This window comes from Mesorhizobium sp. B2-3-5, assembly GCF_006442395.1.
Classification (GTDB): domain Bacteria; phylum Pseudomonadota; class Alphaproteobacteria; order Rhizobiales; family Rhizobiaceae; genus Mesorhizobium.
Map to the genome: position 1 here is coordinate 42,089 of NZ_VFVX01000022.1, position 13,335 is coordinate 55,423.

The following is a 13,335-nucleotide window of genomic DNA, read 5'->3' on the forward strand; positions in this document are numbered from 1 at the left end:
CCGCCGTTGGCGGGTGCTCTTTCTGTTTGGTTCGGGACCTATGCCTTGATGAAGGCCAGCAGATCGGCGTTGATGACATCGGCATGCGTCGTGGCCATGCCGTGCGGATAACCCTTGTAGACCTTGATCTCGCCCTTCTTGAGCAGCTTGATGGTCAGCAGCGCCGAGTCGGCGATCGGGACGATCTGGTCGTCGTCGCCATGCATGACCAGCACCGGCACGTCGATCTTCTTGAGGTCCTCGGTGAAGTCGGTCTCCGAGAAGGCCTTGATGCAATCATAATGCGCCTTGGTGCCGCCCATCATGCCCTGGCGCCACCAATTGTCGATGACCCCTTGCGAAACCTCGGCGCCTGGACGGTTGAAGCCATAGAACGGACCGGCCGGGACGTCGCGGAAGAACTGGGCGCGGTTGGCTGCCTGGGCGGAGCGGAAACCGTCGAACACCTCGATCGGCAGGCCGCCGGGATTGGCCGGCGTCTTGAGCATGATCGGCGGCACCGCGCCGATCAGCACCGCCTTGGCGACACGGCCGCCCGAGCCATACTTCGCGACGTAGCGCGCCACCTCGCCGCCGCCGGTCGAGTGGCCGACATGGATGGCGTCCTTGAGGTCGAGATGCGCGACAAGTTCAGCCACATCGGCCGCATAGGTATCCATCTCGTTGCCGATATCCGTCTGGGTCGAGCGGCCATGGCCGCGCCGGTCATGGGCGATGACGCGGTAGCCCTTCGACAGAAAGAAAAGCATCTGAGCGTCCCAGTCGTCGCTGCTCAATGGCCAGCCATGGTGGAAGACGATCGGCTGACCGGTTCCCCAGTCCTTGTAATAGATCTGCGTGCCGTCCTTGGTGGTGATCGTGCCGCTGCCCGAGCCGGACTTGGTCTGCGCTATCATCTCAATCTCCCTTCGACAGTTGTCGCGATAAACAATATCGCGATATTAATATCGCTAACGCGGCTCACGCCCTCTGTCCACAAAAATACGTATCGCGATATCATTTTCGTGGTACTGAGCCCATAAGTTGCAAAACAAGGAATGCGTCGTGCCTCTCCCGTTGGACAGTCAGCTCTGCTTCACGCTTTATGCCACGAGCATGGCCATCAACCGCACATATAAACCCATGCTGAACGAGATGGGGATCACCTATCCGCAATATCTCGTGCTCAACGCACTGGGTGAAGCCGACGGCATCTCGGTCGGCACGATCGCCCACCGGCTCGCCCTGGAATCGAGCACCATCACGCCGCTGGTGAAGCGGATGGAGCAGGCCGGACTGGTGACCCGCCAGCGCAGCCGGACCGACGAGCGCCAGGTCCAGGTCGACCTGACGGCCGCCGGGCGCGCTCTGCTTGTCCGGTGCAACTGCCTGAACGAAACCCTGATCGAGCGCTCGGGCATGACGCTGGCCGACCTCAACGCCCTCAATCGGCAAGTCCAGGCGCTGCGCGATGCCCTGACCGGCGACCAGTAGCCAGTGCCGTTTCCGGCCATGGCTTGCACCCCCGGCCGCCTTCCGCTATAGAGCCGCCACCCGCGTAGACACCCTTGGAGGCAACGCGGCGGAAGGCTGCCTTCCCCTTGTGATCCCGAACAAAGATCCGCTCGCCGCGGTTCCGGCATTCGGGCATCGAGGACAGGCGGCTTTCGACGTTTACGGCTTGGGCACACTGCTCTCCGCAAACGCTCCATAACACGCGAAAGGAAAAGCCATGAGCCACGATGCTTACGAGCTCAAGGCCGAAGCGCGCGAACAGGTCGGTAAGGGGTCCGCCCGTGCAGTTCGCCGCAACGGTAAAGTGCCTGCAGTAATCTACGGTGACAAGCAGCCTCCCCTGGCGATCGCTCTCACCTACAAGGACATCTACTACAAGATCCATGGCGGCGGGTTTCTGACCACAGTCGCCACGATCGATGTCGACGGCAAGAAGATCCAGGTCCTGCCGAAGGACTTCCAGCTCGACCCGGTCAAGGACTTCCCGATGCACGTGGATTTCCTGCGCATCGGCAAGGACACCGAAGTCAATGTCGACGTGCCCGTGCACTTCGTCAATGAAGACAAGTCGCCCGGCATCAAGCGCGGCGGCGTGCTCAACATCGTGCGTCACGAGGTCGAGTTCCACTGCCCGGCCAATGCGATCCCGGAATTCATCACCGTCGATCTCACCGGCGCCGATATCGGCGATTCGATCCACATCTCGGCGGTCAAGCTGCCGGCCGGCGTCAAGCCGGTCATCTCCGATCGCGACTTCACCATCGCGACCATTGCCGGTTCGGCGGCGATGAAGCCGGAGACGGAAGAGACGGCTGAAGCGGCTGCTCCCGAAGCGGCTCCCGCCGCCGAAGAGAAGTAAGTCTTTCCCGCCCGGAGCTGACGATGCTGCTGTTTGCAGGACTCGGCAATCCGGGCGCGAAGTACGCCAGCAACCGGCACAATGTCGGCTTCATGGCGGCGGACGCCATCGCCCGCCGCCATTCCTTTTCGCCCTGGTCGAAGAAATTCCAAGGCCTGATCGCCGAGGGCATGCTCGGCGGCGAAAAGGTCATCCTGATCAAGCCGCAGACCTTCATGAACCTGTCCGGCCAGTCGGTCGGCGAGGCGCTGCGCTTCTACAAGCTCGAACCGTCCGCGCTCACCGTCTTCTACGACGAGATCGACCTTGCCGAGGGCAAGCTGCGCATCAAGACCGGCGGCGGCGCCGGCGGCCACAACGGCATCCGCTCGATCGACGGCCATGTCGGCAACACCTATCGTCGCGTGCGCATCGGCGTCGGCCATCCCGGCGTCAAGGAAATGGTCCAGCACCATGTGCTCGGCGATTTCGCCAAGGCCGACCGTGAATGGCTGGAACCGCTGCTGGACGCGATCGCCGACAATGCCGCGATGATCGTCAAGGGCGATGAATCCGGCTTCATGAACAAGGCCGCGCTCGCCGTCCAGGGCAAGGCAGCAGCCGAGCCGGAAAAGCCGCCGCAAAAGCAGCAGGCGCCCAAACAGCAAAGCCACATCCGCCAGGCGCGGCAGCAGCAGGCGCCTGCCAAGCTGCCCGAAACCGGACCGATGGCCGCCATGCTGAAGAAACTGTTCGGAAAAGACTAGGAACCAGGGCGGCCGGCGTCGATATGGGCGATGCGGACCGCTGCACCAAACTACATCGCCCCCGATCTTCGAAGGGCCCGATCTTCGAAGGGCCCGATTCGAAGGGCTTGACGTTCCTCACCCCTACCCCCATAGCCCTGATCAAATTTCGATTTCCCGATAGGACTGGACGAAAATGGGTTTCAAATGCGGCATCGTTGGCTTGCCCAACGTCGGCAAGTCGACGCTCTTCAACGCGTTGACCAGAACGGCTGCGGCGCAGGCCGCCAATTATCCGTTCTGCACGATCGAACCGAACACCGGCGAGGTGGCGGTGCCCGATCCGCGCCTGCAGAAGATCGCCGAGATCGCCAAGTCGAAGGAGATCATCCCGACCCGCATCTCCTTCGTCGACATTGCCGGCCTGGTGCGCGGCGCCTCCAAGGGCGAAGGGCTGGGCAACCAGTTCCTCGCCAACATCCGCGAGGTCGACGCCATCGTGCATGTGCTGCGCTGCTTCGAGGATGACGACATCACCCATGTCGAGGGCCGCATCGACCCCGTCGCCGACGCCGAGACGGTCGAGACCGAGCTGATGCTCGCCGACCTCGACAGCCTGGAGCGCCGCATCGTGCAGATCCGCAAGCGCGCCTCGACCAAGGACAAGGAAGCGACATCGGTGCTGCCGATGATGGAGGCCGCGCTCGAGCTGCTGCAGGCCGGCAAGCCGACCCGCATCCTGCTCAAGGGCATTTCGGCCGAGGACCTGCGCATCCTGCAGGGACTGAACCTCTTGACCTCGCACCCTGTGCTCTATGTCTGCAACGTCGCCGAGGCCGACGCCGCCACCGGCAACGAGCACACAAGGGCCGTCGAGAAAATGGCGACCGCGCAAGGCGCCCGCACCGTCGTCATCTCGGCGGCGATCGAGGCCGAGGTCGCCCAGCTCAGCGACGAGGAGGAGATGGAATTCCTGTCCTCGCTAGGCCTCGACGAGCCGGGCCTGAACAAGGTCATCCGCGCCGGCTACGAACTGCTGCAGCTCATCACCTATTTCACCGCCGGTCCGAAGGAAACCCGCGCCTGGACCATCCACAAGGGCGACAAGGCACCGCAAGCCGCCGGCGTCATCCACACCGATTTCGAACGCGGCTTCATCCGCGCCCAGACCATCGCCTACAATGACTATGTCACGCTGGGCGGCGAAGTGGCCGCCAAGGAAGCCGGCAAGGCGCGCGACGAAGGCAAGGAATATGTCGTCCAGGACGGCGACGTCATGCTGTTCAAGTTCAACACTTGATTGCCTACCGCCAGCGTGTCCGAGTGAACTCGTCACACTGTTAGGCCCTTGATATGAACAAATTCCTAGGGCAAATTATCGAGTATCTACAACTTTCGGGCAGTCTCAAAGCCGACTTAGAGAAGAGTTTGTGATGGCTGAGACATCTATTGAGTGGACCGACGCAACGTGGAACCCAGTTGCCGGATGCACTATCCTCACGGCAGGGTGCACGAACTGCTATGCGATGCGCATGGCCTCCCGCCTCCAAGCGATGGGAGCTGAGAAGTACACGGGGTTAACTCGAAAAAGCGGTGGAAGGGCAAAGTGGACCGGCGAGATCAAACTTGACCATTCATCTCTGGACATTCCGGCCTCGTGGAAAAAATCCCGACGCGTTTTCGTTAATTCGATGTCGGACCTTTTCCATCCAGGCGTGCCCGCGGACTTTATCCATGAAGTTTGGTCCGTCATGGAAACCACCCCGCGTCACACCTATCAAATCCTAACCAAGCGGCCAGATAGGATGGCTGAAATCCTGTCGACAGACAGTTTCAAAGTGCTGCCAAACGTCTGGCTCGGAACAAGCGTAGAGGACAGCCGTGTACTTTACAGATTGGACGAACTTCGATCTGTCCCGGCGATTGTCAGATTTGTGTCCTATGAGCCGTTGATCGGCTCCGTAGCAGGCGGAAGCCTCGCGGGTATTCATTGGGCGATCGTCGGCGGAGAGAGTGGCCCCAACGCCCGCCCAATGGACCCAATTTGGATTGATGAGATTTTCGATCAGTGTACTGATGCTGATGCGGCTTTCTTTTTCAAACAATGGGGTGGGAAGAATAAGAAAGCGACGGGGCGTACCTACCGTGAGCGCTTGTGGGATGACCTACCAGAATTGAGAATGTGAGATGCCATCTTGGTCGCCAGCTTCACAGCTGCTGAGCTAGTATTCGAGACCGCAAAGAAAAGCGACGCAAGCGGTGCGCCATTTTTATGGTGAAGCCGAACTGGATCGAGGACAGCTCCTTTGAAAGTGGTTTCGAGGCGCTCTTTCACATAGGCCTCAATTGCGCTTACATCGGCCCGACGCACCGCTTGCCCTTGAGTTTCAAAAATATCTGTCAACATAACTTCATGATTGTACCAACGGGAGCGCCAGTCAGCGGCACCCAGGACCCTATCTAGACTTGCTTGCTTAGCAAGATCGAGTTTTGCCGGATCGTGCGGAGCATTCCTGTAGAGGCCCAACAGCGGGAAGAAATACCAACAATCCAGTGCTTCGGTCTTGGCAATTGCTTCTACCGTCTCCCAAGACACCTCCATACCGTACGGATCTAGAAAGATAACCCCACGTATTCCACGGCCCACAATATCTGAACCTCGCCAAGTCGTATTTACGCACAAACGCTGTACGAGTTTATTAGCATCACCATTTCGCACGATGATTTTGCGATCTGGATACTCATCCACCAGATTTTTAAGTTCTGAGAACCGGGACGAGTCTTGCTCAATTAGAACAATAGAATGCATTGGCGGATCGATCTCGATAGCGATCCGTGCTGATCCTGGTGTCGTTATTTCCTCTGGCTCTGCAAAATCCGGTCCGAATAGTGGCAAACCGGGACGTACCTCCGTGCGCGTACCAGAACCAGCAAATGCGTCAATGTAGATGCAAGCGAACTCCTGATTCTGAAGCGCAATCGAAAACGCCTGTAAATACTCTTGCAGACATCTGAGCTTTCTTGACGTATCAGGACCGCCAAAGATATGTTTCGCCAATTTCATCCCCCAATCCGAATGCGTTATCCAATCCGGAAATTAGACAAGTGTCTAGATAATTTGGCATACACGAGATAAACAGCAGCAATCTTGAGAATTGCTTTTCACCTCTACGAAAGAGTAACCGGAATCAGAGTAACGAAGTTAAGCCGCGCGCCTGGACCGTCCACAAGGGTGACAAGGCACCGCAAGCCGCCGGCGTCATCCACACCGATTTCGAACGCGGCTTCATCCGCGCCCAGACCATCGCCTACAATGACTATGTCACGCTGGGCGGCGAAGTGGCCGCCAAGGAAGCCGGCAAGGCGCGCGACGAAGGCAAGGAATATGTCGTCCAGGATGGCGACGTCATGCTGTTCAAGTTCAACACCTGATCTGACGGAAGGCGCGCCGCTGGTGGCGCGTGACGTTCGATCTTCGGCTGCGGACCGCCGTTCAGCGGCGGTTTGAACGATACCGACCACCGGAAGCCGAGCCGGCGAAGCTTTCCTGGTACCGGCTGCTGGACGCGTTTTTTCTGAGCGGGCGATGCCGTCCCGGCTCCAGTCCGGGCTCGTCTTGATTTTGTCATGTCACAGGTCTAAGCGGCGGACGCACGCTCGGCGCATGCGACGAAGGGCCGTGCATTCCGACACAGCATCAATCCAAAACGCCCTTTTAATCCAGCAGGGGAGATCTGGCGATGATCAAGGCTTTTGTCGTGGACAATGATCGCCTGCGCATCGTCGACGACCTGCTGGCAGATGGCGACAGGGTCGTCTGGGCCGATCTGATCAATCCGACCAAGGAAGAAGAAACCACCATCGAGAGCTGGCTCGGCATCGCCATCCCAACCCGCGAGGAGATGGAGGAGATCGAGATCTCCAGCCGCCTCTACATCGAGGACGGCGCCTACTTCATGACCGCCACCCTGCCCGCCCAGACCGAGGTCGACGATCCCCTGATGTCGCCGGTCACCTTCGCGCTCTCCGGCAACAGGCTGATCACGGTTCGTTATCATGAGCCGAAGGCGTTCAAGACCTTTCCGCTGCGCGCCGAGAAGGTGGCGATGGGCTGCACCAGCGGCGACACCATCCTGATCGGCCTGCTGGAAGCGATCGTGGACCGCCTGGCCGACATCCTCGAGCGCGCCGGCCGCGACGTGGAGGCGATCTCGCGCGACATTTTCGAAGCGCGCTCGACCAAGGTATCGAAGCGCAACAGAGACTTCCAGGAACTGCTGAAGGCCATCGGGCGCAAGGAAGACATCGCCTCTTCCGTGCGCGACAGCCTAATCTCGCTGCAGCGGCTGGCCGGCTTCCTCGCCCATGTCGCCACACAGACCAAGATGAGCAAGGATGTCCGCGCCCGCATCAAGACGATGTCGCGCGACGTGCTATCGCTCGCCGACCACGCCACCTTCCTGTCGCAGAAGATTTCCTTCTTGCTCGATGCCACGCTCGGCATGATCTCGATCGAGCAGAACGCCATCATCAAGATCTTCTCGGTCGCCGCCGTCATCTTCCTGCCGCCGACGCTGGTCGCCTCGATCTACGGCATGAATTTCGACGTCATTCCCGAGCTGAAATGGCAGCTCGGCTATCCCTTCGCCATCGGCCTGATGATCCTGTCGGCGATCCTGCCCTTCTGGTACTTCCGCCGCCGCGGTTGGCTCTGAGCGCCCTCGGCAGCCAAGCAGGTCGCGGATCAGGCCGTTACGATTTTGCCATCCCATTCCCCGCCTGCACGGAAAGAGGCGTGCTCGTGGAGTTTCCACTCTCACCGCCTCGCGCGGCAGGCCCTGCCGGGCCTGGCGCACTAGAAAATACTTGACCTGACAGCCTTCGGCCTGCATCCGGGAATTCCGATCCGTCGCAATCGCTCGTCTTTCAACCGGATTTTGCCTGATGACCGCAAAGATCTCTGCTTCCGAAAAGATCTCTGCTCCCGGAAAAACCTGGACCTATGATGATTTCGTCGAGGGCACGTCGCTCGATCTCGGCACCAAGCTGGTCAGCGCCGAAGAGATCATCGAATTCGCCGCGGAGTTCGACGCCCAGCCGATGCATCTCGACGAGGATGCCGGCAAGGCGTCCATCCTTGGCGGGCTGGCGGCGTCCGGCTGGCATACCTGCGCCATGTTCATGCGCATGTGGTGCGACGCATTCCTGCTGGACTCGACTTCACAGGGTTCGCCGGGCATCGACTATGTCAAATGGAAGAAGCCGGTGTTGGCCGGCGACACGCTGACCGGCCACAGCACCATCATGGCCAAGCGCCTGTCCAGGTCGAGGCCGCGGCTCGGCCTGGTCACCATGCGCGCCGAGCTCTTCAACCAGCGTGGCGAAAGCGTCTTCGAGCTCGAGAACACCGGCATGTTCCTCACCCGCGAGGCCGTCGCGTGACCCTCGACGAATTCTTCCGCATCGGCACCACCGTCACCCTCGGCTCGCACAGGTTCGAGCCCGAGGAGATCAAGGCATTCGCCCGCAAATACGACCCGCAGGTCTTCCACGTCGACGAGGAGGCGGCAAAGGACAGCGTGCTTGGCGGCCTCTGCGCCTCCGGCTGGCACACTGCCGCCACCTGGATGAAATACAATCTGGAAAAGCCTATGGACGCCGAAGGCTGGGATGGTCCAGGCCCGGTGCCGGAATTCGGTCCCTCGCCTGGTTTCAAGAACCTCAAATGGCTAAAGCCGGTCTATGCCGGCGAGACGGTGACTTTCACCCGCACCGCTGTTTCCCACCGCCCGATCACTTCACGCCCCGGTTGGCGGTTGCTGGCGCTGCGTTCGGATGCCTTCGATTCGACCGGCGACAAGGTGCTGGAATTCGAGAGCGCCGTGCTCGTGAAGGTGGGTGAGTAGCCGGTTCGCGTAAGCGAATTCATCGTGCCGGTGGCACGATGAAAGGCCGGCGAACGCCGGGACGCTGCGAAGCAGCGGGGACCCGGCAGGCAGGTGCCGTCCTCGCCCGCTCAATGCCCCTCGAACCCGATCAGCGTCCGCACCGGTACGCCGAGTGCCTCGAGCTTGGCGCGCCCTCCCAAATCCGGCAGGTCTATAACGAAGCAGGCGGCCAGGATGTCGGCGCCGATCTGGCGCAAGAGCTTGACCGCCGCTTCCGCCGTGCCGCCGGTGGCGATCAGGTCGTCGACCAGAATCACCTTCTCGCCAGGTGAAACGCCATCCCTATGCATCTCCATCTCGTCCAGCCCGTATTCCAGGCTGTAGGCCACGCGCACCGTCTCGAAGGGCAGCTTGCCCTTCTTGCGGATCGGCACGAAGCCGGCCGAAAGCTGATGGGCGATCGCGCCGCCCAGGATGAAGCCGCGCGCCTCGATGCCGGCGATCTTGTCGATCTTCTGGCCGGCATAGGGATGCACCAGCTCGTCGATGGCGCGGCGGAAGGCGCGCGCATTGCCGAGCAGCGTGGTGATGTCGCGAAACAGGATGCCGGGCCTGGGATAGTCCGGAATGGTGCGGATCGACGCCAGCAGCGTGTCTTCGAGCGAAGGTTTCATGAGGAGGCTCCGGATGATCCAGCTGACGGGTGAGAAACGGCGCAGGGCCGATCGTAACCCGGCGCGACCGGCAACGGCTAGCGCGATGTCGCGGCCGAGACAAGCGCATCCGGCAGAGGATTGGCCTCGCTCGCTCTGTCCCATGCCTGCGCCGCGATCTTCCACTGCCCTTCGCTCTTCACCAGCAGCAGCATTTCCACGGAGCGGCTGGTCTCGGCTCCGTTCTCGGTCATCTCGGCGGCGGCGGCCGCGATCGCGATATTGCCGAAGACCTGAACGGTGACGCCAAGCACAACCTCATCGAACGTCAGCAGCGACGTCTCCGACAGAGCGCGCATTCGCGCGACGAAATCAGCGACACCGACCGGTCTTGCCGGCCGTGCGGCAGGGTAAAGGCTGGCGCCGGGGAGGAAATCACCGGCAAAATCGTCCCAGCCCGGCGCGACATCGTGGCCCCAGCTCAGACTGGCGAACTGGCGCGCGATGACAACCCGGATTGCATCCTCGTCGGCGCTGCGTTGGCTGTCCTGCATGGTCGGCCCTTCCCGGTACCCTCGCCGAGAGATGAACCATAGGACCATTTCGCCGTCTCGGAAACAATCGCGGGCCACGACACCAGAATCAAAAGGGCGCCCGGGGCGCCCTTTCTCAAGAGATCCGGTCGACAGAAGCCTACATGCCGAGCCCGGAACGCAGCTCGGCCTTGGCTACCTCGTATTCCGCCCTGAAGTCATCCCGGTTGAGCAGGACCGCCGCGATGACGCTGCCGGAAATCTTGCCCATCTCGACATCGGAGGGAAAGTGGATGCCGCCGACGATGCGGTTGTGGGCGAATTCCGCCGCACGTGCCATGATCTCGGCGCGCTTCTCCGGGACCATGTCGGACAAGATGATGCCCATCATGGTGCCCACGGTCGCGTGACCTGACGGCCACGAACCGGAGCTCGACAGCTTGACCGCCGGCTTGACCAGGTCGCTCAACTGATGCGGACGAGGACGCTTCCAGACGTCCTTGGCCGGATCGACAACGGCGCCTTCGGTCTCGACCACGCGATCGAAGAAGGCGCTGAACTTTGGCAGCTTGTCCTTGGTGAAGTTTGGTCCCATGACGTCGGCGAAGCGCCAGACATTTTCCTCGGCGTCGGCGACCGCGCGGGCTTCCATTTCAGGCGTACGCGTCACCTGCAATGTCAGCACCTCGCCGAGCTCGGCTTTGGTCTGCGCCGAATCATTCGCTGGAGGCGGCGGCAGGATCATAGTCAGGTCGACATCCTTGTTGGTGATGAAGGGCTTTGCGTCCTCGGCGCGGGCGGTCGAGCCGACGACGAGCAACAGAAATGCTGCGGCGAGCGATGCATATTTCTTCATGGCGCGATCCTTTTTCGATGAGGGCAGCGCAGGATCGCCACATGCGGTGACGGCCATGTGACGCAGGCGGTCTTCACTGACGCAAAAAGGGCGCCTCGCGGCGCCCTTTCTGGTTTCCCTTGACCATGCGCGCGGTTCAGTGCGCCACGCCTTCCCACACCTTGCGCTTGGTCATGTAGACCAGGGCGCCGAACAGAAGCAGGAACACCAGCACACGGAAGCCCATCTTCTTGCGGTCTTCCATGTGCGGCTCGGCCGCCCAGGACAGGAAGGCGGAGACGTCGCGGGCATACTGGTCGATGGTCTGCGGCGAGCCGTCATCATAGGTCACCTGGCCGTCGGAGAGCGGCTTGGGCATCTTCAGCGACACGCCCGACATGAAGTACGGGTTGTAGTGCGTACCCTCAGGGACGACCATTCCGGCCGGCGGCGTCTGGTCGTAGCCGGTCAGCAGCGAATGGATGTAGTCGGGACCGCCGGCGTCATACTGGGTGAAGATGTCGAAGACGAACTGCGGGAAACCGCGCTCGACGCCGCGCGCCTTGGCCAGCAGCGACATGTCGGGCGGAGCAGCGCCGCCATTGGAGGCAGCGGCGGCCTCCTCATTGGCGAACGGCGCCGGGAAATGGTCTGATGGTTTGCCGGGACGGTCGAACATGTCGCCGGCATCGTTGGGGCCGTCATGGACGGTGTATCCGGCCGCCAGCGTCTTGATCTGCGCGTCGTTGTAGCCAAGATCCGAAAGTGTGCGGAACGCCACCAAATTCATCGAATGGCAGGCCGAGCAGACTTCCTTGTAGACCTTCAGGCCGCGTTGCAGCTGCGCCTTGTCATAGGTGCCGAACGGGCCGGTGAAGCTCCAGCTCATTTCCTTCGGCTCGTTGATCGGGAAATGCGTTGGAGCCCCGGCGTTGTGCGCCTCTTCGGCCGCGAATGCCGCCGTACCGGCGGCCACAAGGCCGATCAGCGCAAGCGAGGTGAGAATCTTTTTCATGCCAAATCCCCTTAGATTCTCTACCGCTCAGCCCTTGGTCTGTGGTGCGGCCATGGCGCCCGCTGGATGCCCGCTGCCACCCTTGTTCTTCTCCAGAACCGCCTCGGTGATCGAGTTCGGCACCCTGCGCGGCGTCTCGATCAGGCCGAGCACCGGCATGATGATCAGGAAGAAGGCGAAGTAGAACAGCGTCGCCATCTGCGCCATGAACACATAGCTGCCTTCCGCCGGCTGCGATCCCAGCCAGCCAAGCAGGATGGCATCGGCCACGAACAGCCAGAAGAACAGCTTGTACCAGGGCCGGTACACCGCCGAACGCACCTTGGAGGTGTCGAGCCAGGGCACCAAGAACAGCATGGCGATGGCGCCGAACATGCACAGCACGCCGCCGAGCTTGGAGTTGATCGGCCCGATGTTGAAGGTGATGGCGCGCAGGATTGCGTAGAACGGCAGGAAGTACCATTCCGGCACGATGTGGGCCGGCGTCTTCAGCGGGTTTGCCACGATGTAGTTGTCGGCATGGCCGAGATAGTTCGGCAGGTAGAAGACGAAATAGGCGAAGAAGAACAGGAACACGATCATGCCGAACGCGTCCTTGATGGTCGCGTAGGGGGTGAAGGCGACGGTGTCGGTCTTCGACTTGACCTCGATGCCGGTCGGGTTCGACTGGCCCACGACATGCAGCGCCCAGACGTGCAGCACGACGACGCCGGCGATCATGAACGGCAGCAGGTAGTGCAGCGCAAAGAAGCGGTTCAGCGTCGGATTGTCGACGGCGAAGCCGCCGAGCAGCAACTGCTGGATCCAGTCGCCGACCAGTGGAATGGCGCTGAAGAAGCCGGTAATGACGGTGGCGCCCCAGAAGCTCATCTGCCCCCACGGCAGCACATAGCCCATGAAGCCGGTCGCCATCATCAAGAGGTAGATGATGCAGCCGAGAATCCAGAGCAGCTCGCGCGGCGCCTTGTATGAGCCGTAGAACAGGCCGCGGAAGATGTGGACATAGACGGCGATGAAGAAGAACGAGGCGCCGTTGGCATGCATGTAGCGCAAGAGCCAGCCGGAGTTGACGTCGCGCATGATCTTCTCGACCGAATCGAAGGCGAGAGTGCTGTCTGACGTATAATGCATCGCCAGCACGATGCCGGTGATGATCTGCGAGACCAGCATGATCGACAGGATGCCGCCGAACGTCCACATGTAGTTGAGGTTGCGCGGCACCGGGTAGGCGACGAAGCTGTCATAAACCAGCCGCGGCAGCGGCATGCGGGCATCGAACCAGCGTCCGAGACCGGTTTTTGGCGTATAGGTCGAGTGTCCCTCGCTCATCGAA

Annotated in this window: 15 protein-coding genes and 1 pseudogene; 9 read left to right on the top strand and 7 right to left on the bottom strand. The window is 61.1% G+C overall.

What is annotated here, in order from left to right:
* Nucleotides 1–38: 38 nt before the first annotated feature.
* Nucleotides 39–896 (bottom strand): alpha/beta hydrolase, encoded by an 858-nt coding sequence (locus FJ958_RS22175; protein ID WP_140745455.1) that lies wholly within the window; start codon nt 894–896, stop codon nt 39–41.
* Between the two features lie 148 nt (nt 897–1,044).
* Here FJ958_RS22175 and FJ958_RS22180 point away from each other — a divergent pair, with 148 nt between their 5' ends.
* From FJ958_RS22180 to FJ958_RS22200, 5 genes are all read left to right on the top strand, one after another.
* Nucleotides 1,045–1,473, top strand: coding sequence for a MarR family transcriptional regulator (locus FJ958_RS22180; RefSeq protein ID WP_140745456.1), 429 nt, complete (start codon nt 1,045–1,047; stop codon nt 1,471–1,473).
* Nucleotides 1,474–1,711: 238 nt separating this feature from the next.
* Nucleotides 1,712–2,353, top strand: coding sequence for a 50S ribosomal protein L25/general stress protein Ctc (locus tag FJ958_RS22185; protein WP_140745458.1), 642 nt, complete (start codon nt 1,712–1,714; stop codon nt 2,351–2,353).
* A gap of 23 nt (nt 2,354–2,376) precedes the next feature.
* Complete coding sequence (gene pth, locus FJ958_RS22190) at nt 2,377–3,099, top strand: aminoacyl-tRNA hydrolase (protein ID WP_140745460.1); 723 nt, start codon at nt 2,377–2,379, stop codon at nt 3,097–3,099.
* A gap of 175 nt (nt 3,100–3,274) precedes the next feature.
* Complete coding sequence (ychF, locus tag FJ958_RS22195; protein WP_140745462.1) at nt 3,275–4,378, top strand: redox-regulated ATPase YchF; 1,104 nt, start codon at nt 3,275–3,277, stop codon at nt 4,376–4,378.
* A 133-nt stretch (nt 4,379–4,511) separates the two neighbouring features.
* Nucleotides 4,512–5,264, top strand: a complete 753-nt coding sequence (locus tag FJ958_RS22200) for a DUF5131 family protein (RefSeq protein WP_140745464.1) — start codon at nt 4,512–4,514, stop codon at nt 5,262–5,264.
* On the opposite strand, the gene FJ958_RS22205 is transcribed toward FJ958_RS22200, so the two are convergent.
* The gene (locus FJ958_RS22205; RefSeq protein WP_140745466.1) at nt 5,219–6,142 is read right to left on the bottom strand and encodes a three-Cys-motif partner protein TcmP; all 924 of its coding nucleotides are present in this window, start codon (nt 6,140–6,142) and stop codon (nt 5,219–5,221) included. The genes FJ958_RS22200 and FJ958_RS22205 overlap by 46 nt on opposite strands.
* A 146-nt stretch (nt 6,143–6,288) precedes the next feature.
* On the opposite strand from FJ958_RS22205, the pseudogene FJ958_RS22210 reads away from it, so the two are divergent.
* The 4 genes and pseudogenes from FJ958_RS22210 to FJ958_RS22225 all read left to right on the top strand — a co-directional run.
* A pseudogene (locus FJ958_RS22210) lies at nt 6,289–6,510 on the top strand (DUF933 domain-containing protein); the annotation flags it as partial.
* A 308-nt stretch (nt 6,511–6,818) separates the two neighbouring features.
* Entirely contained in the window at nt 6,819–7,793 is a 975-nt protein-coding gene (gene corA / locus FJ958_RS22215) for a magnesium/cobalt transporter CorA (protein ID WP_140745468.1), read from the top strand.
* 229 nt (nt 7,794–8,022) lie between these two features.
* Nucleotides 8,023–8,520: a MaoC family dehydratase gene (locus FJ958_RS22220; RefSeq protein ID WP_181176475.1), complete on the top strand. Its 498-nt coding sequence runs from the start codon at nt 8,023–8,025 to the stop codon at nt 8,518–8,520.
* Nucleotides 8,517–8,984, top strand: a complete 468-nt coding sequence (locus FJ958_RS22225; protein ID WP_140745470.1) for a MaoC family dehydratase — start codon at nt 8,517–8,519, stop codon at nt 8,982–8,984. Before FJ958_RS22220 ends, FJ958_RS22225 begins: the two co-directional genes overlap by 4 nt.
* Nucleotides 8,985–9,094: 110 nt before the next feature.
* On the opposite strand, the gene FJ958_RS22230 is transcribed toward FJ958_RS22225, so the two are convergent.
* The 5 genes from FJ958_RS22230 to FJ958_RS22250 all read right to left on the bottom strand — a co-directional run bounded on the left by FJ958_RS22230 (nt 9,095) and on the right by FJ958_RS22250 (nt 13,331).
* Nucleotides 9,095–9,640, bottom strand: a complete 546-nt coding sequence (locus tag FJ958_RS22230; RefSeq protein ID WP_140610724.1) for an adenine phosphoribosyltransferase — start codon at nt 9,638–9,640, stop codon at nt 9,095–9,097.
* Nucleotides 9,641–9,717: 77 nt separating this feature from the next.
* A complete protein-coding gene (locus tag FJ958_RS22235) occupies nt 9,718–10,173 on the bottom strand; it encodes a hypothetical protein (protein WP_140745471.1) in 456 nt (151 codons plus the stop codon).
* Nucleotides 10,174–10,312: 139 nt separating this feature from the next.
* Nucleotides 10,313–11,008 carry a phosphatase PAP2 family protein gene (locus tag FJ958_RS22240; RefSeq protein WP_140745473.1) on the bottom strand — a complete coding sequence of 232 codons (696 nt, stop codon included), beginning with the start codon at nt 11,006–11,008 and terminating at the stop codon, nt 10,313–10,315.
* A 136-nt stretch (nt 11,009–11,144) separates the two neighbouring features.
* Nucleotides 11,145–12,002, bottom strand: a complete 858-nt coding sequence (locus FJ958_RS22245) for a cytochrome c1 (protein ID WP_140745475.1) — start codon at nt 12,000–12,002, stop codon at nt 11,145–11,147.
* Nucleotides 12,003–12,029: 27 nt separating this feature from the next.
* A complete protein-coding gene (locus FJ958_RS22250; RefSeq protein ID WP_140745477.1) occupies nt 12,030–13,331 on the bottom strand; it encodes a cytochrome b N-terminal domain-containing protein in 1,302 nt (433 codons plus the stop codon).
* Between the last annotated feature and the right edge of the window lie 4 nt (nt 13,332–13,335).

Coding starts and splice junctions, on each gene's coding strand:
- FJ958_RS22185 (WP_140745458.1), top strand. CDS start 1,712: ATGAGCCACGATGCTTACGAGCTCAAGGCCGAAGCGCGCGAACAGGTC.
- FJ958_RS22235 (WP_140745471.1), bottom strand. CDS start 10,173: ATGCAGGACAGCCAACGCAGCGCCGACGAGGATGCAATCCGGGTTGTC.
- pth (WP_140745460.1), top strand. CDS start 2,377: ATGCTGCTGTTTGCAGGACTCGGCAATCCGGGCGCGAAGTACGCCAGC.
- FJ958_RS22205 (WP_140745466.1), bottom strand. CDS start 6,142: ATGAAATTGGCGAAACATATCTTTGGCGGTCCTGATACGTCAAGAAAG.
- ychF (WP_140745462.1), top strand. CDS start 3,275: ATGGGTTTCAAATGCGGCATCGTTGGCTTGCCCAACGTCGGCAAGTCG.
- FJ958_RS22220 (WP_181176475.1), top strand. CDS start 8,023: ATGACCGCAAAGATCTCTGCTTCCGAAAAGATCTCTGCTCCCGGAAAA.
- FJ958_RS22240 (WP_140745473.1), bottom strand. CDS start 11,008: ATGAAGAAATATGCATCGCTCGCCGCAGCATTTCTGTTGCTCGTCGTC.
- FJ958_RS22250 (WP_140745477.1), bottom strand. CDS start 13,331: ATGAGCGAGGGACACTCGACCTATACGCCAAAAACCGGTCTCGGACGC.
- FJ958_RS22230 (WP_140610724.1), bottom strand. CDS start 9,640: ATGAAACCTTCGCTCGAAGACACGCTGCTGGCGTCGATCCGCACCATT.
- FJ958_RS22200 (WP_140745464.1), top strand. CDS start 4,512: ATGGCTGAGACATCTATTGAGTGGACCGACGCAACGTGGAACCCAGTT.
- corA (WP_140745468.1), top strand. CDS start 6,819: ATGATCAAGGCTTTTGTCGTGGACAATGATCGCCTGCGCATCGTCGAC.
- FJ958_RS22245 (WP_140745475.1), bottom strand. CDS start 12,002: ATGAAAAAGATTCTCACCTCGCTTGCGCTGATCGGCCTTGTGGCCGCC.
- FJ958_RS22175 (WP_140745455.1), bottom strand. CDS start 896: ATGATAGCGCAGACCAAGTCCGGCTCGGGCAGCGGCACGATCACCACC.